This is a genomic window from Variovorax sp. J31P207 (assembly GCF_030316965.1).
Lineage (GTDB): Bacteria > Pseudomonadota > Gammaproteobacteria > Burkholderiales > Burkholderiaceae_C > Variovorax > Variovorax ginsengisoli_B.
In genome coordinates this window covers 26,320-49,298 of the sequence record NZ_JASZYN010000015.1, presented here as the reverse complement: position 1 = coordinate 49,298, position 22,979 = coordinate 26,320, and the positions used below count along the sequence as shown (strand labels likewise).

The 22,979-nt window shown below is 62.7% G+C and carries 21 protein-coding genes and 7 pseudogenes; 21 read left to right on the top strand and 7 right to left on the bottom strand.

Features of this window, described 5'->3' with window-relative positions; genetic code table 11:
• The first annotated feature begins 137 nt into the window (after positions 1-137).
• The 8 genes and pseudogenes from QTI68_RS33295 to QTI68_RS40215 all read left to right on the top strand — a co-directional run bounded on the left by QTI68_RS33295 (position 138) and on the right by QTI68_RS40215 (position 9,296).
• Positions 138-1,217 (top strand): ParB/RepB/Spo0J family partition protein, encoded by a 1,080-nt coding sequence (locus QTI68_RS33295; RefSeq protein ID WP_286527933.1) that lies wholly within the window; start codon positions 138-140, stop codon positions 1,215-1,217.
• Between the two features lie 849 nt (positions 1,218-2,066).
• Complete coding sequence (locus tag QTI68_RS33290; protein ID WP_286527931.1) at positions 2,067-3,929, top strand: site-specific integrase; 1,863 nt, start codon at positions 2,067-2,069, stop codon at positions 3,927-3,929.
• A gap of 103 nt (positions 3,930-4,032) precedes the next feature.
• Positions 4,033-4,422 (top strand): hypothetical protein, encoded by a 390-nt coding sequence (locus tag QTI68_RS33285; protein WP_286527929.1) that lies wholly within the window; start codon positions 4,033-4,035, stop codon positions 4,420-4,422.
• Between the two features lie 2 nt (positions 4,423-4,424).
• The gene (locus QTI68_RS33280) at positions 4,425-5,132 is read left to right on the top strand and encodes a hypothetical protein (protein ID WP_286527927.1); all 708 of its coding nucleotides are present in this window, start codon (positions 4,425-4,427) and stop codon (positions 5,130-5,132) included.
• A 99-nt stretch (positions 5,133-5,231) separates the two neighbouring features.
• Complete coding sequence (locus QTI68_RS33275; protein ID WP_286527925.1) at positions 5,232-5,639, top strand: VOC family protein; 408 nt, start codon at positions 5,232-5,234, stop codon at positions 5,637-5,639.
• 660 nt (positions 5,640-6,299) lie between these two features.
• Positions 6,300-7,913, top strand: a complete 1,614-nt coding sequence (locus QTI68_RS33270) for a TnsB C-terminal domain-containing protein (RefSeq protein WP_286527898.1) — start codon at positions 6,300-6,302, stop codon at positions 7,911-7,913.
• Between the two features lie 9 nt (positions 7,914-7,922).
• Positions 7,923-8,791 (top strand): annotated as a pseudogene (locus QTI68_RS40220) (TniB family NTP-binding protein).
• Positions 8,769-9,296: a TniQ family protein gene (locus QTI68_RS40215; protein ID WP_353506458.1), complete on the top strand. Its 528-nt coding sequence runs from the start codon at positions 8,769-8,771 to the stop codon at positions 9,294-9,296. The pseudogene QTI68_RS40220 and the gene QTI68_RS40215 overlap by 23 nt, the downstream one beginning before the upstream one ends.
• Here QTI68_RS40215 and QTI68_RS33255 read toward each other — a convergent pair.
• Complete coding sequence (locus QTI68_RS33255; protein WP_286527891.1) at positions 9,235-9,843, bottom strand: ABC transporter permease subunit; 609 nt, start codon at positions 9,841-9,843, stop codon at positions 9,235-9,237. The genes QTI68_RS40215 and QTI68_RS33255 overlap by 62 nt on opposite strands.
• 24 nt (positions 9,844-9,867) lie before the next feature.
• Positions 9,868-10,038, bottom strand: a complete 171-nt coding sequence (locus QTI68_RS33250) for a hypothetical protein (RefSeq protein ID WP_286527889.1) — start codon at positions 10,036-10,038, stop codon at positions 9,868-9,870.
• A 33-nt stretch (positions 10,039-10,071) separates the two neighbouring features.
• On the opposite strand from QTI68_RS33250, the gene QTI68_RS33245 reads away from it, so the two are divergent.
• The 3 genes from QTI68_RS33245 to QTI68_RS33235 all read left to right on the top strand — a co-directional run bounded on the left by QTI68_RS33245 (position 10,072) and on the right by QTI68_RS33235 (position 10,995).
• Positions 10,072-10,461, top strand: a complete 390-nt coding sequence (locus QTI68_RS33245; protein ID WP_286527886.1) for an IclR family transcriptional regulator domain-containing protein — start codon at positions 10,072-10,074, stop codon at positions 10,459-10,461.
• 137 nt (positions 10,462-10,598) lie between these two features.
• Positions 10,599-10,856: an aldehyde dehydrogenase family protein gene (locus QTI68_RS33240; protein ID WP_286527884.1), complete on the top strand. Its 258-nt coding sequence runs from the start codon at positions 10,599-10,601 to the stop codon at positions 10,854-10,856.
• Positions 10,777-10,995 carry a hypothetical protein gene (locus QTI68_RS33235; protein ID WP_286527881.1) on the top strand — a complete coding sequence of 73 codons (219 nt, stop codon included), beginning with the start codon at positions 10,777-10,779 and terminating at the stop codon, positions 10,993-10,995. Before QTI68_RS33240 ends, QTI68_RS33235 begins: the two co-directional genes overlap by 80 nt.
• Before the next feature lie 369 nt (positions 10,996-11,364).
• Here QTI68_RS33235 and QTI68_RS33230 read toward each other — a convergent pair whose 3' ends face one another.
• Positions 11,365-12,303, bottom strand: coding sequence for an AraC-like ligand-binding domain-containing protein (locus QTI68_RS33230; RefSeq protein WP_286527878.1), 939 nt, complete (start codon positions 12,301-12,303; stop codon positions 11,365-11,367).
• A 202-nt stretch (positions 12,304-12,505) separates the two neighbouring features.
• Here QTI68_RS33230 and QTI68_RS33225 point away from each other — a divergent pair, with 202 nt between their 5' ends.
• The 3 genes from QTI68_RS33225 (at position 12,506) to QTI68_RS33215 (ending at position 15,921) form a co-directional block, all read left to right on the top strand.
• Complete coding sequence (locus QTI68_RS33225) at positions 12,506-13,753, top strand: acyl-CoA dehydrogenase family protein (protein ID WP_286527875.1); 1,248 nt, start codon at positions 12,506-12,508, stop codon at positions 13,751-13,753.
• A 75-nt stretch (positions 13,754-13,828) separates the two neighbouring features.
• Complete coding sequence (locus QTI68_RS33220) at positions 13,829-15,265, top strand: aldehyde dehydrogenase family protein (protein WP_286527872.1); 1,437 nt, start codon at positions 13,829-13,831, stop codon at positions 15,263-15,265.
• A gap of 281 nt (positions 15,266-15,546) precedes the next feature.
• Entirely contained in the window at positions 15,547-15,921 is a 375-nt protein-coding gene (locus QTI68_RS33215) for a nuclear transport factor 2 family protein (RefSeq protein WP_286527871.1), read from the top strand.
• 324 nt (positions 15,922-16,245) lie between these two features.
• Here the strand turns inward: QTI68_RS33215 and QTI68_RS33210 are convergent, their stop codons facing one another.
• Positions 16,246-16,599: an ATP-binding protein gene (locus QTI68_RS33210; protein WP_286527869.1), complete on the bottom strand. Its 354-nt coding sequence runs from the start codon at positions 16,597-16,599 to the stop codon at positions 16,246-16,248.
• A 289-nt stretch (positions 16,600-16,888) separates the two neighbouring features.
• Here QTI68_RS33210 and QTI68_RS33205 point away from each other — a divergent pair.
• Positions 16,889-17,281 (top strand): annotated as a pseudogene (locus QTI68_RS33205) (reverse transcriptase N-terminal domain-containing protein); the annotation flags it as partial.
• On the opposite strand, the pseudogene QTI68_RS33200 reads toward QTI68_RS33205, so the two are convergent.
• A pseudogene (locus QTI68_RS33200) lies at positions 17,279-17,848 on the bottom strand (IS630 family transposase); the annotation flags it as partial. The pseudogenes QTI68_RS33205 and QTI68_RS33200 overlap by 3 nt on opposite strands.
• Between QTI68_RS33200 and QTI68_RS33195 the strand changes: the two are divergent.
• Positions 17,787-18,500: pseudogene (locus QTI68_RS33195) on the top strand (reverse transcriptase domain-containing protein); the annotation flags it as partial. The pseudogenes QTI68_RS33200 and QTI68_RS33195 sit on opposite strands and share 62 nt — an antisense overlap.
• A gap of 53 nt (positions 18,501-18,553) precedes the next feature.
• Here QTI68_RS33195 and QTI68_RS33190 read toward each other — a convergent pair.
• Positions 18,554-19,123, bottom strand: a pseudogene (locus tag QTI68_RS33190) (IS110 family RNA-guided transposase); the annotation flags it as partial.
• Between the two features lie 114 nt (positions 19,124-19,237).
• Here QTI68_RS33190 and QTI68_RS33185 point away from each other — a divergent pair.
• From QTI68_RS33185 to QTI68_RS40355, 5 genes and pseudogenes are all read left to right on the top strand, one after another.
• Positions 19,238-19,516 (top strand): annotated as a pseudogene (locus tag QTI68_RS33185) (transposase); the annotation flags it as partial.
• Positions 19,517-19,828: 312 nt separating this feature from the next.
• On the top strand, positions 19,829-19,951 hold the full coding sequence (locus QTI68_RS33180; RefSeq protein ID WP_286527867.1) for a hypothetical protein: 123 nt from the start codon (positions 19,829-19,831) through the stop codon (positions 19,949-19,951).
• Between the two features lie 52 nt (positions 19,952-20,003).
• Positions 20,004-21,092, top strand: a complete 1,089-nt coding sequence (locus QTI68_RS33175) for an oxidoreductase (RefSeq protein WP_286528172.1) — start codon at positions 20,004-20,006, stop codon at positions 21,090-21,092.
• 11 nt (positions 21,093-21,103) lie between these two features.
• Positions 21,104-21,349: an LLM class flavin-dependent oxidoreductase gene (locus QTI68_RS33170; protein WP_286527865.1), complete on the top strand. Its 246-nt coding sequence runs from the start codon at positions 21,104-21,106 to the stop codon at positions 21,347-21,349.
• A gap of 14 nt (positions 21,350-21,363) precedes the next feature.
• Positions 21,364-21,837, top strand: a pseudogene (locus QTI68_RS40355) (LLM class flavin-dependent oxidoreductase); the annotation flags it as partial.
• Between the two features lie 165 nt (positions 21,838-22,002).
• Here the strand turns inward: QTI68_RS40355 and QTI68_RS40350 are convergent.
• Complete coding sequence (locus QTI68_RS40350) at positions 22,003-22,788, bottom strand: IclR family transcriptional regulator (protein ID WP_503011781.1); 786 nt, start codon at positions 22,786-22,788, stop codon at positions 22,003-22,005.
• Positions 22,789-22,979 lie beyond the last annotated feature (191 nt).

Below are 22,979 nucleotides of genomic sequence, written 5' to 3'. Positions count from 1 at the left end.
AAGCCCGGAGTGGAAACCTGGTTTCCACTCCGCTCGGCGTGTATTGCCGCTCGCCCGAGACGTGCGGCTGGATTGGGATTTGCCCCATCGCAGGGCTTTTTCTGGAAACCAGGTTTCCACACAAACGGAGGTTAGACATGGCTAGTACCCGCAAGCGTCTTGAAGCACTGACCGCTGGGCTGTCAATTCCAGAAGTTCTGCCGGCTGCGGCGCCGAGTGCTCCTCCCGCCGCGCCGTCGGCCGTCCTTCCGGGCGCCGCCCCGCCGGTGGAAACCAGGTTTCCACCGGCCCAGATCGGGCATTCTGCGCCGCGCACAGGACCTGGCCAGATGCTGGCGTTTCGCGGTCAGATGCAGGCCCGTGAAGGCGAATTGTCCACGTTGCGCGAGCGCCTGCGCCAGTTCGAAGGCTCGACTCCAACTCGAAAGCTCAACACGGCGAGCATTCAACCCACACGCTGGGCGAACCGCCACGAAGCATCTTTCGAGAGTGCGGATTTCGCGAGGTTGATTGCTGACATTGGGGAAGCCGGTGGCAACGTCCAGCCCATTCTCGTGCGGCCAGTTGCGAACCAAGCTGACCGTTACGAGCTGGTCTTCGGCCATCGACGCCATCGCGCGTGTCAGATGCTCGGTATCGAGGTGCTGGCCGCGATCTGGCTTGACGAGTTGGGGGATGCTGAGCTGTTTGCGGCGATGGATCGAGAGAATCGGGAGCGCGCCGATCTGTCGGTTTACGAGCAGGGCCTGATGTACCAGCGTGCGCTCGACGAGAAACTTTTTACCAGTGAGCGCAAGCTCTCAGAGAAGCTGGGTGTAAGCCACACTTGGGTTGCTAAGGCGTTGACAGTCGCGGAATTGCCCCCGGCTGTGGTCGAGTGCTTTCGCAGCCCGCTGGAAATCCAGCACCGGCATGCGGCGCAACTCAAGGTCGGTCTCGAGAAAGATCGCCGCGGAGTGCTCAAGAAGGCGGAGAAGGTACGAGGCCTGAAGCTGGCGCCGACTGAGGTGGTGGCCCGCTTGCTGGGTCTCGATCTGAATGCGAAGTCGGAGAAGATCGCGATCCGCGGCGATGGGAAGGCGCTTGGGTCGTGCCAGCGTGGCGTGAATGGCTCGGTGACGCTCAGCCTATTGCCGAGCGCGATGAATGACGTGCCGCCTGAGGTGCTATCCACCTCGATCTCGGAGGCCCTGAGCAAGCTCCGGGCGTTGGGATAGGGGGCTTGCGGTGCTGCAATTGAGGGCGTGGGCAACTTGCAGTTGCGGCTTGTGACCCCCCTCACATCGCGCCTTTGTCAATATTGGCAAGTCATGATGCTCGCGAGTCGAGGTTGCCGGCGAGGTGGTGCGTGCGCGCCTCCAGTCGCCCTTCAACCTTGCAACCACGGGACAGGGCAGGGCGGACCGACGGGGTTCAGACAACTTCTATGGAATGGGAAGACGAATGACGTCGAGCACGTCACCCTTGTTTGCGAGGCCACGATGGTCGGGCCAAGCATTTCGTAGTGTGCACCCACTCCACTTGAGAGATGTGTGACCTCTGGAAGCCAGCAATGTCCTGAAATACCAACGATCCGCCGCGTGCCACACACTTCTCCGCATCGAAAAACTCCAACAAAATCAACAAGTTGGAAATATCTCCTCCCGGATCCTCGTGGAGAACATCGAAAAATCGCATTGATGATAATTAGATTTATCATCGTCGCGTCCGGGTGCCTGTCGCGCCTGGGGTTTCCTCCCCGAGGGCGGCCACATCGCCCGGCGCATCCGTCCAATGTCCAGCTTTTAATCGGCAGTCCTGATGACTGAGAGAACTTTTGCCACCACCCCGGAACTCGGCCACTTCGAGGATGAAGAACTCGAGCGCCTGGCCGCGTCATGGCGCGCCCAGGCCCTCAGAGGACATAAGGAAGCCAACGGGATCGCCCATGCACTCGAGGCCGAACTGCGCCGCCGATTGCAGACGAGTCAGCTGACACACCGTCCGCCGGAACCCGCGGCGCCACCGCCGCCGTGGTGGAAAGTGTGGGCACCCGGGCGAACGACGCTCACCTGAAGGCGCGCCCGTTGAAAAAGTCTCCCACGCCCCGCAAGCTCCACAGCGGCCATTTCGCCTTCATGCGGGCCCTGGCCCAGGGGCTCGATGAGCGCGCGAGCTGGGATCGGTACCTGAGATCGGAAAGCGATCCCGTGGACCAGAGAGCCGTACGCCGAACAGTCTCTTGGATCCGGGGCGAATTTGCCGCCGCCGCCAAGCGGGAGAAAAAGCCGGGGACCGCCCGGCTGATCCTGCTCGACCCGCAACGATTCACGGCGGCACCCAAGCAGCCAACGCTGGCCGAGTTCGCGCTGGCTCAGGGCCTGGAAGAGTTTTCGGAAGCGGAGCAGCTCGAGGCCTACGAAGAGGCCTACCCGCCACGCGGCAAGAGAAACGGAAGCGGCAGCGAAAGCGGGGGAGGGCAGGGCGGCTCGGCCACCACGCGCCGCGGACGCGTCATCGAGCGGCAGCTGGAAGCGCTGCGCTGGCTCCAGGGTCTGGTCGCTCAGGACCCACGGCCAGGTGACCGGGTAGGCGCCTGGCTGAATCCGCTGGTCGCCGTGCGCCTCGAGCGCGCTGGCCTGTTGACTTTGTTCGATCTGGTGGAGCGAATCAATGGCACCGGTGCGCGCTGGTGGGTTCAAGTCCCAGGCGTGGGCGAGCTCAAGGCGGCACGCATCGTCGAATGGCTTCACGCCCACGAGGCGGTGCTGGGTCTGCGGGTCGGTGCGCACGCGGCCCAGCGGCGCTCGGCGTTGACCCTGGATTCATTGGCTCAAGTGATGCCGGCGGCGACGGCGCTCCGGCCGTTCGAGAAATTCCTGGTGCCAGCGGAGCTCGATGGCTCCGCCGGTCAGTTCCGTGCCCCCGCGGACAAGTGCCTGCTCGGGGCGCGCAACGACCATGCGGCCATCAGTGCCTGGTTGGCGTCAAAGGGAAAAGGGACTCAGGATGGTGAGCTGTCTGCGACGCAGCGCGCCTATCGCAAGGAGGCGGAGCGCTTGCTGCTGTGGGCGGTCCTCGAAAGGAAAAAGGCCCTGTCGTCGTTAGCGGTCGAGGACGCGACGGCGTTCAAGACTTTCCTAGGCCACCCGCCGGCGGCCTGGTGCGGGCCCCGGCATCGCCAGCGCTGGTCGCCGCACTGGCGACCATTTGAAGGACCGCCGTCGCCGGCGGCAATTCGGCATTCGCTCGGCATCCTGAGAAGCCTGTTTGCCTTCTGGATCAGCCAGGGCTACGTGACGGGGAACCCGTTCGCGGCGGTTGCGCAGCCGAACCTGTCGCAGCGGCCTCTGGGGTCTAGCCGGACCTTGACCTTCGCCCAGTGGACCCACATCGACGCGCTGTTGGAAGACCATGTCGATACGGAGCCTCGCCGTCGACTTCGACGCGGCATGCGCTGGCTGTATGCGACCGGGCTGCGCTTGGCCGAAATCTCTCGTGTGAAGTGCGAGGATCTCGAAGAGCTCGAGTACCGCACGATCGACGGATCGATGGCGACCGATTGGATGCTGGCGGTGGTGGGGAAGGGCGGGCGAGCCCGACAAGTGCCGGTGCCACACGAACTCGTCGACGAGCTGGGGCAGGAGTTGGCCCGTCATGGGCTCAAGCGCGGGGTTGGCGCGGCGAGCAATCGGGGCGTCCCTGTGTTGGCCCGCTTCGATGCCAAGTTGGAGCGGCCGGTCGCCTGGTCGGCTTCGGGGCTTTACCAAGCGATCAAGGCATTTCTGACGCAGGCGGCCGACAGCGTCGGAGGGGAGGATGGGAAGCGACTCCGAAAGGCCAGTACCCATTGGCTTCGCCACTGTATCCCGCACCCGTCTATCACCAGTTCTCGGCCGGCGGGGCCACCGCACGAGGAGGTCGCCCAAGTCCACCGGACATGGTCCTGACCGCCCTGGAGATTCTTGAGGAATGCCAGGAGTTTGTCATCGGGCCTGTATCGGCCGACGCTGCCGCCAGGTAGCGTGGCGGTGAAGCAGACCGAGGAGGCTTTTGGCATCGAGCGCGCCACGGTTCGATGCCTACTCGGACGTGCCCTGCGCGCGCACCTGTCTGGCAAGCTATGACCTGACGCACTATCCGGAAGATACCGGGCTGGCCTTCACGGAGTTCTTCTTCCCCCGCGCGTTTGGCTCCGGTTTACGACTTGAGGATTCGGCGGCAGCGATCTGGAACGAGTTCATCGGAGCCCATGCTGCGGCCCAATTGCACGAACCGGCCGAGATCGCGATGGACTACTTCACTCGTGCGGTCGAGTTCGCTCTGATCAACGGTCCGCAGTGGGACAGCCTGGCCCTCGAGCTAGGCGCGTCCCATTGGGAGCGGGCCGTGCGCGAGTCAGGCTACGTGGTGGCTCAACGCACGGTGCACCTTCAGGCATAGCGATGGTGCTGCCCATTCTCGTGATCGATGCGTCTATGAAGGCGGCGTTCGACAACCGTGGCCGGCGCAAAGCATCCCCGAGGCAACGAAGGTTGCGTCGCACTGAACAGCAGCGGGTGCGCCCGGTCCCCGTTGTGCTTGTTCAAGCCGCTGATGCTCCTCAGGTATTAAGCCAGCGCGAGGAATCGATTCAGTTCTGGCGCGGGTTGCTTGGTCTCGCGGACGGCGATGGCATCGACGTGATCGATGGGTCTGCTGCGCTGTCCATCGCCAGCTGCGACAGCCAGGTTGAACAACTCCTCGCAAGCGCTGAATGGCTTATGCGACGTCGGCTTCGCCAATCGTGGGGTGCGCTCCGACCATGGGATCGCCACGCCATCCTGCATGCCGTGCATGGCTTCGATCCGTCAAGGCCGATCATCGAGGTGACGGAAGCTCAGAAGCGCGGCGTCGCCTGGCTGCTTGCGGCAATGCATTGGAATGGTTGTCGGCATCCGGCGGCGCTGCGCTGCGAGCCGTTGCATCCACCAACAGGTCTGGTTCGTTGGCTCAGCATGTTCGAGGTCGGCCGGCAGATTGAATGCGCGGGTGAGATCCAGGTGGCGCTGGTGAGGCGGATGGCGGCCGTCGAGCGACAAAGTCAATGGTTGATTGACGAAATGCTGCGTCGCGGGTCGGGCGTCGCGCTGCTGCCCGAGCTGCTGCGATAGGGCCGGCGGACTGCGTTGTGGGTCGATCTCGAAGCGAAGCGCTGCAGCACGCGCTAGGATTGCTCCGAGGCCAAACATCCGTCCGCTCAGGGGACCTCCATGATCCAGATCCGCGACATCGACCACCTCGTCCTGCGCGTCACCGACCTGCCGGGCATGCTGCGTTTCTATTGCGACGGCCTCGGCTGCCAGGTCGAGCGGCAGCGCGACGACATCGGCTTGACGCAGCTGCGGGCCGGACGCTCTATGCTCGATCTCGTTCCGATCGATGGCGCTCTGGGGCGCGCGGGCGGTGCGCCGGCGGGCGAAGAGGGCCGCAATCTCGACCACTTCTGCTTCCGCGTCGAGCCCTTCGACGAAAAGGCGATCCGCGGCCATTTGTCGGCGCTGGGCATCGATGCTGGCCCCGTTGAGTCGCGTTTCGGGGCGGAGGGCGAGGGGCCATCGATCTACCTACGCGACCCTGAGGGCAACGTCGTCGAGCTCAAGGGCCCGCCCTATCGATGATCTATTTGGAGGCAGCCGCGATCATCTCCAGCGTTTGCTCGCGGATTCGCGCAAGCCAACGCCACGCTACCGTAGCGGTCCGTTGGTGGCTTCGTAAGCACCACGCCGCGAGCCAGCAGCTGCTCGTAGCTGGCCGTGCAGTCGGTCTCGTTCAGTTCAGTAGGCCTTGGCTTGCTCTCGGGCGATTTGACTGACGCCGCGAGCTGGTGGCCAGATGGAACGCGGCATGTACAAGGCTGGGTTCGACCTCTTTTCGCCTACAACACTTGCCCAACCGTGAGTCGTCTCTACGTCTCCCGAAGTCGCACCCCTGTCTCCCGACAGGAGCGCTGTAGCTGGAGGGAAGAAGCGTTGAGATGAGGCGCATTTCCGGAAGCGCTGTCAAAAGTCGCCCGCCGGGGCTACCAGAGCTTCCACCACGCCCGACGTTCGCGCATGTGCAGGGGCCGAAGCGGTTGGCCGGTGTTGGCGTTCTTAGATCCCGCTAGTCATATTCAAAGATGCTGCTAGTGACTCGTATCGATAAGTCATTGATTTGTCGAAGGAATTGCAGATCTTTCGGCGTGATGCTGGATGTGGTGGAACGGCAACACTGGCAAACGTGTGTGCTTTGTTCTTGCAAGTGCGCCTCCAATGCTCTTGAATCTTGCAAGTGGAGCCATGACCAGCGAATTCGAGCTCTCCGAACGTGCCGCCCAGATTGCTCGGGTGTTGCGCCCGCTTGGCCGCAGTGCCATGTCGATGGAGCAGGCACAAAGCGCAGGCAGGTTGCTGGGTATGCACTGGACCACGGTGTACCGACTTCGCAAGAGGTTCCTGGAGGATCCGGTCGCGACATCCGTATCGGCCAAGGCGCCGGGGCCGGAATTCGGCGACAAGAGACTTGATCCTGAAGTTGAGGAGGTCATCCGAGACACTTTGACCCGATGGCTGCCGCGACAGCGAGATCTGGCTCATCCGCAGCTGGATCTCACACTTCGGATTCGAGCACGGTGCACTCGGGCCGGGCTGACGCCGCCATCGCGCAGCACGGTTGCGCGTCGGTGGGCTCAACATCGGCAAGCGGAAGCCGCGCAATTGGCGAATGCACCGGGCACGCAGATTCTGCCCGGACATCTGGTTGCTGAAGAGCCCTTGGAGCTGATCCAGATCGACCACACCCAGTCCGACCTGGTCGTCGTGGACGAGCATTGGCGCCAACCGATCGGCCGTCCGTGGATCACGGTGGCGATTGATATTGCCACTCGTTGTGTCGTCGGGGTCTATATCGCCATGGAGCGGCCGAGTGCTGCCACGGTCGCATTGTTGCTGACCCGAGTGGCGTTGCCGAAGGCGGCCTGGCTGGCCAGCATTGGCGTCGAGACGAACTGGCCGATGCACGGGCTGCCCAAGGCATTGCACCTGGACAACGCCGCCGAGTTCAGGAGCAGGGCGCTTCGTACCGGCTGCGCTCAGTACGGGATCGAACTGGTCTATCGGCCGGTGGGGCGACCACACTTCGGCGGGCACGTTGAGCGGTTGAACCGCACGTTGATGGAGCGCCTTCGCGGCTTGCCCGGCGCGACGGGTGGTTCGACCGACGGCCGCAAGGAAAGAAGATCCGAAGAGCGGGCGGCACTCACATTGGCAGAGTACGAGCGGTGGATGGTGCTGGAGATTGCGCAGCGATACCACCACAGTCCGCATCGGGGACTTCAAGACGCTACGCCTGCGGGAGTCTGGCAGGCGCTGACCAGCACATCGCAGCCGCGGCAGTTGTCCGCCGATCCGGAGCAGGCGTTGCGCTTTGTTGTGCAGTTCCTGCCCATCAAACTAAGAACCATCCAGCGTGATGGCTTGACCGTTTTTCACATCCGGTTTTGGCACCCCGTGTTCGCGGCATGGCGGGAGACGCGCAAGGAGGTGATCGTGCGCTATCACCCCGAGGACCTGTCCCGGGTGTTCGTCACTACTGACAAGAAGACCTACTTCGAGGCGCGCTGCGCCGACCTGCGGCGGCCGCGCATCTCGCTGTGGGAGCAGCGTCATGCGCTGAAGCTGATGAAGACGCAGGGTCAAAGGAACGCCTCGGAAGCCTTGATCTTCAAGACCATCGAGCAGCAACGTCAATTGGTCGCGCGGGCCAAGGCGGATACCCGAGCCTCTCGCCGTGCAGGACCCAAACCGGCAAAGCTGCTGCCGGCCGATCCATCCGCATTTGGCAGGCCTGCGGAAGGTGACGCGACTGTGGACTACAGCAAGCCCGCAGAGCCATACGACGTGGAAATTTGGTGAGGCCAACCCATGAACACCGTCGCTCTTGCACACCTCACCCCCGCAGTACGGGCTCAAGCGCTACTGCCCGATGACGAACGTGTTCGCGCCATGCAGCGCGATCGATGGGTGGGCTACCCGCGGGCCGTGGAAGCACGCCAGCGTCTCGAGCGCTTGCTGGGGATGCCAGAGCGAGAACGAATGCCCTGCATGGTCATTCACGGCGAGTCCAACATTGGCAAGACGTTGATCGTTCGCAAGTTCCAGCGCGAGCATCCCACGACATTCGACGACGCGCGCGGGGTCGAACGACGCAAGATCGTAGCGATGCAGATGCCGGCGACGCCCGAGCAGCATCGGTTCTACAGCGCGCTGCTGTTCGAACTCGGTGCGCCCCACAGCACGAGTGCCGGCCTATCGACGCTGGAGCGCTTGTCGCGAGACCTGCTGCGCCGGATCGCGCCGAGGATGTTGGTGGTGGACGAGGTGCACACCTTTTGGCAGGCAGCTACCGCGAGCAACGCGCGTCGCTCAACCTGCTGAAGTATCTGGCGAACGATCTGCGCCTGAGCATTGTCTTGGTCGGCACAAATGATGCGCCAATTGCCCTGCAGACCGATGCACAGATGAGCAGTCGCTTCACTGCCTTCGAGGTCCCGCGCTGGCGTGAGAACGACGAGTTCCGGCGCTTCCTTGCTGCCTTCGGAAAATTGCTTCCCTTGCGCAAGGAATCGGAACTGACGGAGCGGGCGGTCGTGCAGTTCATCCTGGCGGCCAGTGCGGGGCTGACTGGGGAGGTGGTTCGCCTCCTCAACGAAGCGGCCGAACTGGCCATCCGTGACTGTTCGGAGAGCGTCTCACTGGCGCATCTGGAGTATGCGGCAAAGGTGTCTGCTTGAACTGCCCCCGTGGCCGGTTGCGCCGAGGCCGTTTCCGGAGGAGGCGATGGGCAGTTGGCTGGGGCGGGTCGCTGCGCGCTACCGGATGGGAGTTGGGGAGCTATCCGACGAGTACGGGCTCGAATTGAACACCAAGGCGGCCCGCGCGGGATGGCTCGCATTGCCGGCGGTGCAGGAAGCGACGCTCGCTCATCTGGCGCGCCTGGCTCGAATAGACGAGGGTCGTTTACAGGAAATCCAAACGCCGAATGACGTCCCGGTCACGCGGTGTGTCCAGCTGTATTGCGCACATTGCCTGTTTGTGAACCCAATCGATGTGGCCGCTCCGAGGTGGAAGCGCGCGTGGCTCGACACCGAGATCCCGACGTGTGAGGTTCATGGCACGCCGCTGGCTGCCATCCCCTCAAGCGCGTTGCGCCGTTGCCGGAACTTCGATCAGGTTCTCAGGGTAGTGGGTCGACTCGAGTTCGAGCGCGCAAGGGACCACAGAAATGACCTGCACTAGCGGTATCTCTGCGCATACTAGCAGCAAATAAGAACGCCAACAGCTGCAGCAGCCACCACAGCGACAGGCCGACCGCGATCGCGGCGAGGAGCAACACGAACTCGTAGTTGTTGAAGCGAAGGCCGTTGATCTCGGAACTGCCCAGCAAGCCGTAAGGCGCGCTCGCCGGGTATGCCGAAGTGCCCCAGATGAACTGCATCACGTCGTCCAGCACCAGCAGCAGGGCATACGTTGCCAGTGCCAGCGACACTTCGTCCCGTCCGCGCAGACGACGCAACACGCCGCGCTCCAGGACCAGGCCCATCACGACACCCGCCACCACCGCCGTGCCGAGCTGGATCGCGAAGGCGGCGAAGGAGGGCGGCCGGTCGGCGAACCAGTAGCCCATCGCCGTCGCAGCCACATAGGCGCCGATAGCGTAGAGATTGCCGTGCGCCATGTTGAGGACTTTCATCACGCCGAAGATCAGGGTCAGCCCGGCGGCCACGAGAAAGAGCCAGGCGCCGTAGATCAGGCCGTCGATGAGGATGGTGAGCAGTGTCGACATGAGGAAGTCAGCGAAGACTCAGACTCACTTGGCTGCGACGCCGCCGTCGCACTTGCGTCCAGTCATCCCGCCCGCAAGCCAGGTCTCGCTCTTCACGCCCTCGGGCGGGTTCACGCATTCCGCCGGAAAGCGCATCGCGTTGCGCACGGACACCGTCTTCTTCTCCGCGTCAAAGAACGCCTCGCCGACCGCCATGTCCTGGATCGCCTGGTTCCGATCCGGGCCCTGGTGCTGGAAGTCGGCAGCCGTCGGCCCTTGGGTGTCGGCGCGGGCGGGCTGGCCATCCTCTCGGCAATCGACGAGGAGGAGCGCCTGGAAATCATCGAACGCGTGGCGCCGAGCCTTCCTGCCTTCGGCAAGCTGACGGCGTACGATTTGGCGGAAGCCTGCACGCAGGCGCGGGCCGAGGGCGCGGCCGTCATCCAGAACCGGGTGAGCCTGGGCGTGCGTGCGGTGGGCGTTGCGTTTCGCGATTCGATGGGGCACGCGGTGGGCGCGCTGAGCGTGGCCGCCTTGACCCAGCGCCTGAATCAGCGGCGCACGCAGCAGATCAGCGAAATGCTGCGCAGGGCGACAAAGGATGTCGAAGTCTTGATGCGCAAGCGCAGCAGGCCTTAGCCCACCGGCCTGTTTGCGCTTCGCGCTAGAAGGAGGGCCGAGGGCGCACGCAAAATTCGATTGAATACGATGAGAAGGCGCGACCGTCATACAGAAGGGCGCGGACGCTCCACGGGGGCTACTTCGTCAAGCCGACGATGTTCGTCGACACGTTCGAGAGCATGCGCGTTGTGTCCGAGAAGGTCTTCGGCCCTGTGGTGGTCTGCATGCCTTTCAATGATGTCGAAGATGTCGCACGACAGTCCAACGACGCGCCTCACGGGCTCGGGGCATTTTTCGGCCGCGCATCGCCTGGCGCCTCGCACTCAGGCGGGCATGGTCTGGGTGAACACCCACCACATGCTCGACAGCAATCTGCCGTTGGGCGGCTACAAGCAATCAGGCGTGGGTCATGAACTCGGCCCTCGGTCGGGCGGCTTTCGAAAGCTTCACGGCGCAAAAAAAAGCGTGTGCATGCCATCTGAGAGGCGGTGCGACTTCGCGTTGCCAGACGTGGGGCGTGGCGGATGCACGCTTCCTGTCGCTTGGCGTTGAGGGACTGCGGACGCATCCATGACACGTGGGCCGTCATCGCCGCTATCGAGGGGAGGCCAATCGCACGTATCGACGCGCCGATCTGGATGGCGGCAGGCTCGTTCTCGAGCGTGAGTTTGCGCGGCATCGAAGAACCCTGCGCTCTGCGGCCCGCCAGACATCCACGGCATTCACGTGGCCTCCGACTGGCCCGCGTTGCTGTTTCATCTGCATGGCCTCGCACGGGAAGCACTAACGAACAGGTCGACCTTGGATCTGGCGACTGGCAAGAGCGATCCATACAAGGAGAAGTACGATCGCTCCAGCGTGTAGGCGAAAGAGCGTCGAGGGCGTCCAACTCAATGCATGCCTTGCGAACCTCCATCCGTTTCACCGGCGCAAGTTGCGAAATCTCGATGGGCTGCTGCCGAAAGCAGTCGTGAACGCTTTTGTGAAGTTGGGGATATCGTTGAATCCCCAGCGCGCTGCAATGGCCGAAACAAGGCGTGTGTCGGCCGGGTTCGCTAAATCCTGCGCGCAGTGCCGCAGCCGCTCGCCGCGGATCCAGGCCGCGGCCGTGGTGTCTTCGCCGGTGAATGCCTTGTGCACATATCGCACCGACACGCCAAACCGCCGGGCGATGTTGCCCACGGACAAGTCGGGGTCGTCCAGGGAACTGGACGCAAAAGCCTTCACCGCGCGCACGAAAGATGCATTGCAGGTCTGCATGTCTTCCGCCTGACTGCTGCGCAGGGGACGGTGGTCACCGCTCGCACGGGCAATCAATTCGCACAGGTGGCCGCACAGGTGCTCGTGCAGATCGTCGAGAGACTCCGGCTGCAATTCGTCCCCGGCTTCGTATAGGGCGCGCATGTACTGCACCGCCAACCGTCCGATACCGCGATTGCCGTCGATCGGGCGTGCGGTCAGCGCGTTCGGCGCGCTCACCAGTGGCATCAATCGATCACGCGGTATGCGAATGGACAACAGTTCGAAGGGGCCGTCGAACCTGAGCAAGTAGGGACGCGCGATGTCCACGACGCTAAAAAAGCCGGTGCCGACGCGCGCGTCCCGGTGGCCCTGGCGCACGTAGCCCTCGCCCCGGAGTTGCAGGTTCACGAACAGACGATCTTGCGGGTCGATGCGTATGTGCGAGAAGTCGCGGGACACGGTTTGCGGAGCCGACGTGATGTGCGCAACGTTGCACTCGCCCAATCGCTGGATGGTGGCGCTACTCGAGAAGCCGGCGCCAAGGCCGGTGGAGCGCGGGTCGAGTGCGGCGAAGGCCTCATAGACCACTTCTCGCCAGTAGGCGAACTGTTGCTGCACGGGGAGCGTCTCCGTTGACAAGATCTGCAAGAGGTTCTCCAGCAAGACAAAAACCATGGGGGCCGTTCACGGGTGAGTCAGCATAGCCACGCATGCACACAAACACAATGATGCATGCACGAAAACACAACTGGAAGCGTCAGCCTCGATCGAAGATAGAGGCCATTCCCGCACCATATTTCATTCCACCGAAAGGCATGCAATGGCGATCGACTTCAGCCTCACCCCCGAACAGCGACAACTGCAGTTGTCGGCCCGCCGTTTCGCCGCAGATGTGCTGTCAGGCGTGGGGCCGGCCATGCAGCATCTTGCGACTCCGCGCGAACGCTTCCAGGCGACACGCCCGATGTACGAGGCTCTCGTACGCGAGGGCTTCATGCGGCGCCTAGTGCCCCAGCCCTTCGGTGGGGCTGGAACGGGCATGATCGACATGGCGATTGTGACGGAGGAGTTCTACGCGGTGGATGTCAACGTTTCGTTGACGATGCTTGCCAACCTGCTGGGACTTACTCCGATTTTTATGGCCGGCTCGCCGGCGCAGCAACAGCAGTTCATTTCGCCCTTCCTGCAGGCTCATGGCGCTCCGTTGGCCGCATTGGCGAACAGCGAGCCCGGTGGCAGTGCCAACTTTGCAGCGCCATCGCCCGGCGAAGGTACGCGCACCGTCGCGAGGCTGGAGGGCGACGAGTGGGTGATCGATGGCGCCAAGCAATGGGTATCCAGCGCCACCGGCTGGGAAGGGGATGGCGCAGATGTGCTGTCTGTCGTCTGCCGCACCGATGCGCCGGATGCGCCTCATGGATCCATTTCCATCATTGCTGTACCCAAGGGCAGCCAGGGCATCGTGACCGTCCGCGATCTAGATGCCTTGGGGCACCGAGGACACCTCACGCCACACTTTCGGCTGCAGGGCGTGAGAGTGCCTCGCGACAACCTGATCGGGCCAGTGGGTGGCGGCCAGCAGATCGTGGAGGGCAGCTTCACTGGCACGGCCGCGCTGGTGGGCATCATGGGCGTGGCGCTGATGCGCGCTGCGTTCGACTTCGCCCTGAACTTCGCCAAGACCGAGCGCCGTGGCGGTGTCTTGCCCATCATTGAGCACCAGGCAGTAGGGTACGCGCTGGCCGATGCCAAGACCAAGTTGGAAGCCGCGCGCTACCTGGGATGGCGAGCATGCCACGCAATGGACCAGATGGCACCCGGCGGGCCAGAGCTGGCCTTGCAGTCGAAGATCTTCGGGTCTGAAGCGGCCGTGTCAGTCATCACGCGCTTGATGCAGGTCGTGGGTGTCGACAGCTATTCCCACGATCTCCCTCTGGCTGGCCTGTTGCAGGACGCGATTGCACTGCCGCTGTTCGATGGTGGGAACATGGGTGTTCGCCGGAGGCAACTTCACGGGATCTTGAAGGATGATCAGTACAACAGCCTGACGGCCGCTGGCACCGCTTGATTCGTTCTTTGGCCGGCCGCGCATTCGCAAGCGGCACAGGCCCTTTCTACCAATGCCTCTTTTCCGTAAAAAAAAGTGACGATCAAGAAATACCAGAACATCCTGAACGGCAGTGGCGTTGATTCGCCTCATAGTTTCGAATCTAAGAACCCGGCCACCGGCGAAACGCTCGGCCTGGTTCCCCACTCCACTGCGGAGCAGGTGGCCCAGGCGGTGGCTTCCGCGCGCGCTGCACAGCCCGCCTGGGCGGCAAGGCCGGACGACGAACGCAAGTCAATGGTGGCTCGCGTGGCCGACATGATCAGCGAGAACGCGCAGGATCTGGCAAGGTGGGTGACCCGTGAGCAGGGCAAGCCGTTGGGGGGGGTGGGTGCGGGAGAGATTCCTGGCGCACTGTTCGAGATCGCAGCATGCGAGGCGTGGACGCGTGTGCCGGCCGGCCTCGAGCTGCCGATCGAAGTCGTGTTCGAAGACGACACGCGGAGAGACGAACTGCACCGGACTCCCTATGGCGTCGTCGCCGCCATTGCGCCGTGGAACTGGCCGCTGATGATCGCCATTTGGCAGATCATTCCGGCCATTCGTGCAGGCAATACGGTCGTGCTCAAACCCTCCGAATACACCAGCATCGGCACGCTGGAACTGGCGCGCGTGATAAGTGCCGTGTTGCCACCCGGCGTGCTCAACACCGTCACCGGCCTGGGTGCTGTGGGATCGGCCCTTGTGGAAAATCCCGACGTCGACAAGATCATGTTCACGGGGTCCACGGCCACTGGCATCAAGATCGCCGCGGCAGCAGCACGCAACCTGACGCCGTCGACCCTGGAGCTGGGCGGCAACGACCCTGCCATCGTGCTGCCCGACGCCGACCCACATGCCATCGCAATGGGGCTGTTCTGGGGCGCGTTTATTAACATGGGCCAGACCTGCGCCTGTGCCAAACGCGTGTACGTGCACGAGAGCCTGCACGACGCATTGGTCGCGGAGCTCAAAGTCCTCGTCGAGGCGATGCCCATGGGCAACGGCATGGAGCCGAGCATCGCGATGGGGCCCATCCAGAATGCGATGCAGTTCGAAAAAGTCGTGGCGCTCGTCGACAGTGCTCGCGCCGCTGGAGCCACCATCGTCACCGGAGGCCAAGCTCCCGGGACCGCGGGGTACTTCTACCCTTTAACCTTGGTGACCGACATCCAGGACGGCGCCGATCTTGTCGACGAAGAGCAATTCGGCCCGGCGTTGCCAATCATCAAGTACCGCGATATCGATCTTGCGGTTGCCAGTGCCAACCGCCTCGGAGCGGGACTGGGGGCCTCTGTCTGGTCGGCCGATACCGGGCACGCGATGGCCGTGGCCAAACGTATCCAGGCAGGCACGGTGTGGATTAACCAGCATGGGGCTGTGCATCCCATGGTGCCGTTCGGGGGCGTCAAGGGATCGGGATGGGGGGTGGAGTTCGGGGTCGACGGCCTCAAGTCAGTCACTCAAACGAGAGTTATCAGCTTAAAGAAGTAGCTCCGCAGCACAAATTCCGAGCAAGCCATGCGTACGCCGCCAAGGCCGATCCGAATGCTCGCGCCTGCATATGGTTGTCGCAGGCGACACACAGGCAAAGCCATCGATTTCGCCAGCCCTGTGGTCGAATTCGAATTTTTCAAGCTGGCGACCAGCATGGAGCAACCGATATGGTTCTTTCGACACGCACAGGGGGTGAAATACCTCCAACGGGCATTGACACGCCTCCAGCCTCCAATGGATCGGCAAGAGCGGCGCAACCCCAATCGCACGCCATCGACATGGACAGCACTGCGCGTAACATTGTCGGCAGTCTGTTCGATCTCTGGGCAACTGCATTCAACGACGAGGATCCCGCAGCGGTGGCACAACTGTTCTCGGCGGACGCCCTGTTCCAGGGCTTGGGTCCGAAGGTATACATCGGACCCACGGAGATCCAAGGCTATTACGAGCGAGTTCCCAAGGGAGTACGCGTCAAGGTGGATGACCGGGATTTGCATGCACGATCGGTCCTGAGTAAGGGAGTAGCAGGCTTCGTCCGCGTCTTGTTCATCGAAGCTTCAGGCGGTGAACGTACCGTCAGCGTGTCAATTACGGCCCAACAGGAGGGTATCCGTTGGATGATTAAGCAGTACCACGCCTCCGAAACTCGATGAGTCTTCTTCGGGTGATTGGCTGTAGATGAATACCTGCCTGTCTGATCTTTTCATTCGTCAGACCGCGCACTCTCGAACGGGGAATCTCCCGCCCATGTGTAGTCAAGCCGATACCGTCATCGTGACTGTCGGCAAGCCTTAGTTATTTTTAGTCAGTGGCGAATGGCTCAAGCCGGGCGCATGTGTGAATGAATTTGGAATCAAACGGGTCATCGGATCTGATGGAACAGTCGAACTGATCGGCGACGTTGAATTCGAGGGCGCGCGGGCCGTCGCGGGGCGATCACCTCTGTCCCTGGTGGGGCGGAGCCGATGACGATAGCGTCATTTCTCAGCAACACGCCTGAAGCCGTCACGCGCCGCATCGAAACAGAGCGTGCGCAACTGGATTGAGCTATCCGGACCAAGGAAGGCGTCGGCGATCGTGGCTTCGCTAATCCATGCACGAGCGTGCTTCACCGGAAACTGGCTGCTCACGATCGTCGGCGCGTTCCCGCGCGGTCGTCGATCGCTTGCATCAGGTCGGCGCGGGTCGGGCCGTCCAGGGCTGCCAGTCCCCCAGTCATCCCGCGGCAGCACGTCGGTACGAGCCACTGCTGCGAGCCAGCGGCGGAAGCCACCGTCGCCACTGCGATTGATGCCGCGACGAAACCGTGTCCGATAGACGGAAACTTGCACCTCAAGTCTTTGCGAACTTCGCGAGAATGAAATGGAGGCACGGATTGATCTCCAAACCGGAACCATTCCCAGCAAGAAGCAATCCAGGAAATTGCGACTCGTTTCCCGAGTTCGATCGAGAAAGATAAAGAGATGAATACCTGAATCCGTGAGCTCAAGAGCGAAACTGGCTCACCCTGCGGGTGCGTTTTCTTCAAGGTAGTTCGGTAAACGCGAGACAGGTGTGGGGCGTTGATCGTGCTGTCGCAAACGCAGTACCTGAGTTCTTCCAATGCGCCCCTTCATCGTCAGGCAACTCAACTACGACCTCAGCGGCAAGCTTCTTGCCGTCAAGCGTGTGACGGAAAACGCAGGCAAGAGAACGGCAGGCGTCGACGGCAAGATCTGGTCGACACCGATGTCCAAGTTGAAGGCGACGCAGTCGCTGACGCACAGGGGCTACCAACCGCTGCCGCTGCGGCGCGTGTATATCCCGAAGAGCAACGGAAAAAATCGCCCCTTGGGCATTCCTTCCATGCTCGATCGGGCAATGCAGGCGTTGTGGCTTCTGGCGCTGAGCCCCGTTGCAGAAACCACGGCCGATCCGAACTCGTACGGCTTCCGGCCACGGCGCTCGACGGCCGACGCCATCGAGCAATGCTTCAATGCACTCGCTAAGCGGGAGTCCGCCCAGTGGGTGCTAGTGGGCCGTATCGATTGAATCGGGAGTAATTCGCCGTGTTGGGTCGAAGTACTTCCACTTCACGGACTTGGGTTGCTCGTTGTATTTGCGGATGTAGCGCATGAGCTTTCTCTTGAGATCGGGCACCGAGGTGAACACGCCGCGCGCGATCACGTCACGCTCGATCTTGGCGAACCACAGTTCAACCTGGTTGAGCCACGACGAGTAGGTCGGCGTGAAGTGCATATGGAGGTTCGGGTGCTCACTCAGGAATGCGTCGACCTGCTTGGTTTTGTGCGCCGAGAGGTTGTCGGCGATGACATGAATCTCCTTGCCGCGCGGCTGATTGGCCACGATGTCGGTCAGGAAGGCCACGAACTCGGCCGAAGTGTGGCGCGTGGCAGTCTTGCCCAGCACTTCACCGGTCTTGGTATTGAAGGCCGCGTACAGCGAGAGCGTTCCATGTCTGAAGTACTCAAAGCCATGGCGCTCGGCGCGCCCCGGCGTCAGCGGCAGCACCTGGTCTTTGCGGTCGAGCGCCTGGATCGCCGTCTTCTCGTCGACGCTGAACACGGCCGCTATCAGAGGCAAGCTTGATTGCAGCGACAGCTATATCGACCGCTGGCTAGAGGGCGACATTCGCGGCTGTTTCGACAACATCAGTCATTCGTGGCTGTTGGAGAACGTCCCGATGGACCGGGTGATTCTGCGCAAGTGGTTGCAGGCTGGATTCGTGGACAAAGGTGTGTTGTTCCCCACCGAAGCCGGAACGCCGCAAGGCGGGATCGCTTCGCCAGTGCTGGCCAATCTGGCACTGGATGGTCTGGAGGACGCGGTGCGTTCGGCCCTCGGCCGGAGCAAGAACGCGCGCCAACCAGCCAAGGCGCATGTCTTCCGCTATGCGGACGACTTCATCGTGACCGGCGCAAGTCGGGAATTGCTGGAGCAGCGGGTCAAACCGGCCGTGGAGGAATTCCTCTCGGTACGGGGCCTGCAACTGGCGCCCGAGAAGACGCACATCACGAATATCTCCCGAGGGTTCGACTTCCTCGGGCAGAACGTGCGCAAGTACGGGAATAAGCTTCTGATCAAGCCGGCGCGCAAGAGCGTCCAGGCGCTCCTGAACAAAATAGGCGAAGTGCTGGGGAATAACAAGGCCGCCACGCAGGCCCAGGTGATCACGCTGCTCAACCCGATTCTTCGGGGGTGGGCGATGTACCACCGGCATGTCGTGGCCGCTGCGACCTTCTCACGGATCGATCATCTCGTGTGGTCCAAGCTGTGGGGGTGGGCCAGCCGAGTCAACTCGCTGAGCAGATCGCCGATGACAGTGTTGCTCCACCCAGGCAGATCCTCCAGGAACGCCATGGCTTGGCTGCGCACGGTCGATGCCTTCAACGGCAGCACGACACCGAACTCGCTGAGCAACCCGCGAATCCGGTTGATGGTTGCCGTGCGTTGGTCGACGAATCCCTGGCGCACGCGATGCACGCTCAGTTGCGATTGCTGCCCCAGGTTTTTGATTAGCACGAATCTCATATTCGGCCGTTGCACTGCTTCGCAGATCGCCGCCGCGTCGGCGGCGTCATTCTTGCCGCGCTTGCCAGACAGTCGATACGGGCTGACGAACTTCGGTGCCATGAGGCGCACCGTGTGACCATGGGCCATGAACTGGCGCGCCCAGTGGTGCGCACCAGAGCAAGCTTCCATGCCGATCACGCAGGGTGGCAGCGACGCGATCAACTCAAGCAACTTGGTGCGTGCCACATTGGGACGTACGGCCTCGGGCTTGCCGGCTTCGTTGATTGCGTGGACAGCGAAAACGGACTTGGCGAGATCAATGCCAACGTACAAAATGGTCATGGGGCTTCCCCTTTCCGAGTGAGTTGATGGAGCTTCGCAACCCCATCGTGACACTCTGTTGCCGGCAGCCGCAATACGCAGCGGCTTGATCGGGACGGGGAAGCATCTTTCATTCCGTATGCCAGTGGCGATAGCCAGATCGAACAGGGTATCAGCAAGGCTGGCAACCGAAGGGCCCGAACTCTGCTAGTGGAACTGGCGTGGGGCTGGTTGCGCCTGCAACCAGGCAGTGCGATCGTCCGCTGGTTCAACAAGCGCTTCGCGGGCGAGGGTGCACGCATGCGTCGGGTGGGTATCGTGGCCCTGGCAAGGCGTCTGGCCATTGCCCTGTGGCATTTCCTGCAAGACGGCGAGATACCGGCCGGTGCGCAACTGAAGGTTGTCCAGGCCTGATGCCCTGGCGCCGCATCACTTATTGAGCCTAAACGAACATCATGATCGAAGGTCGAAGCGCCCGTGCAACCGCAGGGTCACGTCTCTGTCGTGACCGGTTTTGCAGATGGGGCGCCTCGCCAAGCGGGAAACTGCCAGCGCGCCTGGCGCGCATGCAGCATGAGGTGCCGGGTTCACGGACCCGCACGGATAGAAGCTCGTCCGGGCACGGACTCGGACTTCCATCGGTTCCCGACCTTCGATCGCTCAGTTTTGACAATCGGCCGCCATGAAGGGCCTTGACATTCCAACCCTCATAGAAGAGCGGTTGCCATGTTCGACCGCCGCGGCCGCGTCATCCAGCCATCGACAGGCATGACCCCGAGCCACGTCAACAAACTCATCACCGCATCGAAAGTCCTGGTTGCCTGCACGGGCGTTCAACTCGCGCGCTGAGCCGGACCAATCCCATTCACTCAGAAACCCAGATGACAGACATCCTCTTCGAATCCGGCCATATCGAGGCCATATCGGATCGCTCGAACTCAAGAACCGCATCGTCATGGCACCGATGACACGCTCGCTGTCGCCCGGCGGCGTACCGGGCGCCGACGTGGCCGCCTACTACCGCAAGCGCGCGGAAGGCGGCGTCGGCCTCATCGTGACCGAGGGAACCTCGGTGCCGCACTGGAGCGCCTCCGACGATGCGGCAGCGCCCCGTTTCTACGGCGACGACGCGCTGGCTGGCTGGAAGCACGTGGTCAACGAAGTCCATGCGGCGGGCAGCAAGATCGTGCCGCAGCTCTGGCATGTCGGGCAGCTCGTCAAGGAGGCTGACGGCACGTCGCGCGGACACCTGGTCGGCCCGTCGGGCATGACCGGCGGCTTCGGCATCATGCCCAGGCGCATGGACGAACCGGCGACGCAGCAGGAGATCGACGAGGTGATCGACGCCTACGCCACAGCGGCACTCTCCGCGAAAGCGCTCGGCTTCGACGGCGTCGAGCTGCATGGTGGCCATGGCTACTTTCTCGACCAGTTCTTCTGGGCGGAATCCAATCTGCGCACGGATCGTTACGGTGGTAGCGTGGCCGACCGGACCCGGCTGGCCGTCGAGATCGTCCAGGAGATCAAGCACCGCACCGGCATGGCTTTTCCGGTCGTGATGCGCTTCTCGCAATTCAAGCTGCACGACTTCATCGCCAAGCCGTTCTCGACGCCCGCCGATCTGGAGGCATTTCTTCGACCACTCGTCGACGCGGGTGTCGATGCCTTCCACGCGTCACAGCGGCGGTTCTGGGAAGGTGAATTCGGCACCGACCTCAATCTCGCGGGCTGGGCCCGAATGCTCTCGGATAAGCCGGCCATCACCGTTGGCTCGGTGACACTCAAGCGCGACCTCATGGAAAGCCAGGAAGGCCCCGGCAGCGAAGCGGCCAACAATCTTCCCCGACTCCGCGAGATGATGGCGCGCGGCGACTTCGATTTCGTGGCTGTGGGCCGGGCACTCATCGCGAATCCGACCTGGCCGCAGAAGGTGCGCAGCGGTCAGCCGATGGTGTCTTTTGAGGCCAGCGCGCTGGCGAAACTCGACTGAAAGGACTCGACATGGAAATCGGCATCGACAGTTTTGCGGCAACCATTCCCGACCCGGCGACGGGCCTCATGGTGTCCGCGACCGACCGGATGGATGCCCTGCTGGCAGAAGTAGAAACTGCCGACCGCGTCGGGCTCGACGTGTTCGGCATCGGCGAACACCACCGCAAGGAATTCCTCGATTCAGCGCCTGTCGTCATCCTGGCGGCGGCGGCAGCCCGCACCCAGCGCATCCGGCGAGCGCCGTCACGGTATTGAGCGCAGCCGACCCGGTGCGCATTTTCCAGGAGTTCGCCACCATCGACCTCACCGCCAAAGGGCGTGCCGAGATCGTCGTCAGCCGTGGCTCGTTCGGCGAGGCCTATCCATTGGCCGGCCTTGCCATGGAGGACTACGACGACCTGTTTGCGGAGAAGCTCGACCTTCTCCTGAAACTGCGCGCCGACACCCACGTCACCTGGCGCGGCCGCTTCCGGCCATCGCTCCATGGCCAGGGCGTGTTCCCTCGGCCGCACGAGGCCAAGCTGCCGATCTGGCTCGGCGTCGGCGGCACGCCGCAGTCGTTCGTCCGCGCCGGCACGCTCGGCTTGCCCTTGATGGTGGCGACCATCGGCGGCAGCTTCAACCGCTTCCGCCCGCTGGTGGACCTCTACCGGGAAGCGGGCCGCAAGGCCGGCCATGCGCCGAAGGCGCTCAAGGTCGGTGTCCATGCGATGGGCTTCGTCGGCGACAGCGACCGCGGCGCCCGGGATGCGTTCTTTTCCGGATGGGCGCACATGTTCACGGAGATCGGTCGCGAGCACGGCAATCGGCGGCCTTTCCTGCATCCCGATCCAGATATGCATCCGCGATTCTGGAGACGGCCGCGATACAGCGTTCCATCGAAGTGCTCGGGGCGCCGGAGCGCGAGGTCACGTCTTGAAGGCGGTGCCAAGCACGGGCTGGAAGCCGAAGCGCGTGATCTCCTGGGCCATGACTTCTGCGATCCACTTCCGGCGCTTGACATCCATCCGGTTCTTGATGGCCGCGACACTGATGGCCGCAAAACTCGACTGTGTGACTTGGAACGCCTTGCCCACGCCAATGACGCCAGGTGTAATTATCCCCTCGGTAGTCGAAACGCCTTGCTGAGATGTTCGAGCAGCAATCTCAAGCAGCTTCAACGCCGAGATTCCTTTGGCCTCGTACTCGTCCTTGTGGCGCTTGTACAGCTCCTTCACCTCCTCCGGGCTCATCAACGCCATCAGAGCCTGCCCCGCCGTGCCCAGTCCCAGCAAGCGTGTGGCGCCCACGATGGAGGTGAAGGTCTTGATGGGGAACGGCCCCTCTTCGCGGTGGAGCGTGTGGCCGTAGTCCCCGTTCCGCACAACCAGATAGATCGTGTCTTCCGTCAGACGCGCCAGTGCCTGCATTGCTGGCTGGATGGCATCCAGGAGCGGAGCGCGGCTCATCGCCGCGAGGCCCAGTTGCATCGATTCGAGGCCGAGGCGATAGCGCTTGCGTTCATCGCGCTGTACGAAGCCCGCCTGCACTAGACTGGCCGCGATGCGGTGGGCAGTTGCCCTTTCCAACCGTGTTGCATCGACGATTTCTGGGACCGAGAGACCATGCGGATGTGCAGCGGCGATCAATTTAAGCAACGTTAGCGCGCGGGCGACCGATTGGGTGCCTCCGATCGCCTTTTCCGAATCCTTCATATCCAAGCCTTCAAGAATTTAGATCGACGCAGAACCGAGTCTCCAAGACCCGCAATGCGCATTTCGAGCGGATGTTAGCGCGCGGGACCTCGGGCTCGAGTGCTCGAGCGATGCCTTCAACAAGCGGACAGCGGTAGCAGACGCTCCATGCCGCATCGGCCGCCCGCGCATGGGCATGGTTTACCCTGCTT

Coding starts and splice junctions, on each gene's coding strand:
- QTI68_RS33295 (WP_286527933.1), top strand. CDS start 138: ATGGCTAGTACCCGCAAGCGTCTTGAAGCACTGACCGCTGGGCTGTCA.
- QTI68_RS33280 (WP_286527927.1), top strand. CDS start 4,425: ATGGTGCTGCCCATTCTCGTGATCGATGCGTCTATGAAGGCGGCGTTC.
- QTI68_RS33275 (WP_286527925.1), top strand. CDS start 5,232: ATGATCCAGATCCGCGACATCGACCACCTCGTCCTGCGCGTCACCGAC.
- QTI68_RS33270 (WP_286527898.1), top strand. CDS start 6,300: ATGACCAGCGAATTCGAGCTCTCCGAACGTGCCGCCCAGATTGCTCGG.
- QTI68_RS40215 (WP_353506458.1), top strand. CDS start 8,769: ATGCGGCAAAGGTGTCTGCTTGAACTGCCCCCGTGGCCGGTTGCGCCG.
- QTI68_RS33255 (WP_286527891.1), bottom strand. CDS start 9,843: ATGTCGACACTGCTCACCATCCTCATCGACGGCCTGATCTACGGCGCC.
- QTI68_RS33250 (WP_286527889.1), bottom strand. CDS start 10,038: ATGGCGGTCGGCGAGGCGTTCTTTGACGCGGAGAAGAAGACGGTGTCC.
- QTI68_RS33240 (WP_286527884.1), top strand. CDS start 10,599: ATGTTCGTCGACACGTTCGAGAGCATGCGCGTTGTGTCCGAGAAGGTC.
- QTI68_RS33235 (WP_286527881.1), top strand. CDS start 10,777: ATGGTCTGGGTGAACACCCACCACATGCTCGACAGCAATCTGCCGTTG.
- QTI68_RS33225 (WP_286527875.1), top strand. CDS start 12,506: ATGGCGATCGACTTCAGCCTCACCCCCGAACAGCGACAACTGCAGTTG.
- QTI68_RS33215 (WP_286527871.1), top strand. CDS start 15,547: ATGGACAGCACTGCGCGTAACATTGTCGGCAGTCTGTTCGATCTCTGG.
- QTI68_RS33180 (WP_286527867.1), top strand. CDS start 19,829: ATGTTCGACCGCCGCGGCCGCGTCATCCAGCCATCGACAGGCATGACC.
- QTI68_RS33170 (WP_286527865.1), top strand. CDS start 21,104: ATGGAAATCGGCATCGACAGTTTTGCGGCAACCATTCCCGACCCGGCG.
- QTI68_RS40350 (WP_503011781.1), bottom strand. CDS start 22,788: ATGAAGGATTCGGAAAAGGCGATCGGAGGCACCCAATCGGTCGCCCGC.